2 protein-coding genes are annotated in these 2,623 nt (G+C 64.7%); both read left to right on the top strand.

Features of this window, described 5'->3' with window-relative positions:
- The first annotated feature begins 169 nt into the window (after positions 1-169).
- Complete coding sequence (gene istA / locus JQC81_RS32125) at positions 170-1,711, top strand: IS21 family transposase (protein ID WP_281400480.1); 1,542 nt, start codon at positions 170-172, stop codon at positions 1,709-1,711.
- A gap of 9 nt (positions 1,712-1,720) precedes the next feature.
- Positions 1,721-2,473, top strand: a complete 753-nt coding sequence (istB, locus tag JQC81_RS32120) for an IS21-like element helper ATPase IstB (protein ID WP_203275814.1) — start codon at positions 1,721-1,723, stop codon at positions 2,471-2,473.
- Positions 2,474-2,623: the final 150 nt, after the last annotated feature.

Below are 2,623 nucleotides of genomic sequence, written 5' to 3'. Positions count from 1 at the left end.
TGCAGATTCCGACGCAATCCGGACAGGTATTCCGATTTGAAGCCGGACAGCATTCCGGAATGAAGCCGGACACCGTTCCGATCAATCACCGGACACTTTCCTCACTCTGACGATCCCCTGGGTCAGCAACTCGGGCATCACCTTCCTCAGCTCGCACGAGGAGAACGGGATGCCTGCCAAGAGGAAGCTGACCATGAGACACTTGAGACACATGCTGCGCCTGACCCGGGACGGCATGAGCGTGCGCGACATCGCCGAGAGGCTCGGGATTGCCCGCAGCACCGTGCAGGAGAACCTCAAGCGCGCCGAGCAGGCTGGCTTGAGCTGGCCCTTACCCGGCGCGCTGACCGACGAGGCCCTGGAGGGCAGGCTTTTCGCCCGCGCCGGCGTCAAACAAGGCCTGCGCCGCCGACCCGAGCCCCATTGGGGCGATGCCGTCGTCGAACTAAAGAAGCCCGGCGTCACGCTGCAAATCCTCTGGGAGGAGTACCGGGCTGTCCATCCCCAGGGTTATGGCTACAGCCGCTTCTGCGAGCTCTTCCGCTCGTTCGAGGGCCGGCTCTCGCCGACCATGCGCCAGGACCATGTCGCCGGCGACAAAGTGTTCGTCGACTATTCCGGCAAGAAGATCGCCATCGTCGATCCCCGCACCGGCGAGATCCGCCAGGCCGAGATCTTCGTCGCCGTGCTCGGCGCCTCCAACTTCACCTACGCGGAGGCGACCTGGACCCAAACTCTGCCGGATTGGATCGGCGCGCATGGGCGCATGTTCCGTTTCTTTGGCGGCGTTCCGCGCCTGATCGTGCCGGACAACCTCAAGTCAGGGGTCAACCGGGCCTCGTTCTACGATCCGGAGATCAACCGCAGCTACGGCATGATGGCCGCGCATTACGGCGTCGGCGTTCTGCCGGCGCGGCCACGAAGGCCCAAAGACAAAGCCAAAGTGGAGAATGGCGTGCGCTTTGCCCAGACCTGCATTCTCGGACGGCTGCGGCACCAGACCTTCTTCTCCCTGGCCGAGGCCAATGCGGCGATTGCCGGCGCGTGCGAGCGCATCAACGATCATGTCGTTCGCCGCCTCGGCGTCAGCCGCCGTCATCTTTTCGAGACAGTTGAGCGCCCGGCGCTCGCGCCGCTGCCGTGCGACGACTACGAGTTCGCCGAATGGCGCTTCGCCCGGGTCGGTACCGACTATCATGTCGAGTACGAGGGCTTCTTCTATTCGGTCCCGCACGGCCTGATCCGCGAGCAGGTGGATCTGCGGGCGACCAGCCGCACGATCGAGATCTTCCACCGCGGCCAGCGCGTGGCAGCCCATCAGCGGCGCTACGGCGGTCGCCGGCATGGCACCGACCCAGACCACATGCCCAGTTCCCATCGGCGCTATGCCGACTGGACCCCGGAGCGCTTCCGCCGCTGGGCGACGTCCGTCGGCCCACAGACCGAGGGGCTGATCACGGCCATTCTGGCGCATCGTCCACATCCTGAGCAGGGCTTTCGGACCTGCCTTGGGGTTTTGCGCCTGTTGCGCGATCTCGACTCCTCCCGCGCTGAAGCGGTGTCGGCCCGCGCTCTCCAGATCGGCGCGCTCACTTACAAGAGCATTGCCTCCATCCTGGCCAACCGCCTGGCCGCCAAACCCGCCCGCGGCGCTGAGCCAACCGCCATCCTGGAGCACGCCAACCTGCGCGGCCCCGGCTACTTCCACTAAGGAGATCCCATGCTGACCCATCCTACCCTCGCTATGCTGACCGATCTTGGTCTTCATGGCATGGCCAAAGGCTTCCAGGATCTGCAATCCCAGCCAGAGGCGCGTGCTCTGGAGCATGGCGACTGGCTTGCGCTCCTGCTCGAGCGCGAGACGACCCTGCGCCGCCAGAAGCGTTTTGAGAGCCGGGCCCGGGCGGCTCACCTGCGCCATGATGCTCATGTCGAGGACGTCGATTTCAGGGCTACCCGTGGTCTGGATCGCGGGCTCTTTCTCAAGCTCGCCGGCTGCGACTGGATCCGAGAGCGACGCGGGCTTTTGCTGACGGGACCCGCAGGGGTCGGCAAAAGCTGGCTGGCCTGCGCTCTGGGCCAGAAGGCCTGCCGGGAGGACTTCTCGGTTGCTTATCACCGCGCCCCCAGGCTGTTTGCAGCGCTTTCTCTGGCGCGGGGGGACGGCCGCTACGCGCGGATGCTCAAGGCTCTGGCCCGCGTGGATCTGCTCATCCTTGATGACTGGGGACCTGAGAAGCTCGATGACGATCAGCGGCGAGATCTGCTGGAGATCGTCGAGGACCGGTACGAGCGGCGTTCCATCATCGTCACGAGCCAGATCCCGGTCGAGCGCTGGTACGAGATCATCGGCAATCCGACCATTGCCGATGCGATCCTGGATCGGCTCGTCCACAATGCCTACCGGATTGAGCTCTCCGGCGAGAGCCTGCGCAAGCAGCGCTCCCCGGCCGCCGCCTCATTGTCCGATTGACGACCGGACAATCCCAATCCACCATCTCCCATGACCCAGGGTCAGACGAGGAGAGTGTCCGGCTTCAGTTCGGAACACTGTCCGGAATGAAATCGGAATGGGTGTCCGGCTTCACCTTGGAATAAGCGTCCGGCTTCATCGGAATCCGCA

Source organism: Microvirga arabica (assembly GCF_016811235.1).
Classification (GTDB): Bacteria; Pseudomonadota; Alphaproteobacteria; order Rhizobiales; family Beijerinckiaceae; genus Microvirga; species Microvirga arabica.
This window is presented reverse-complemented; position numbering and strand designations above follow the sequence as displayed.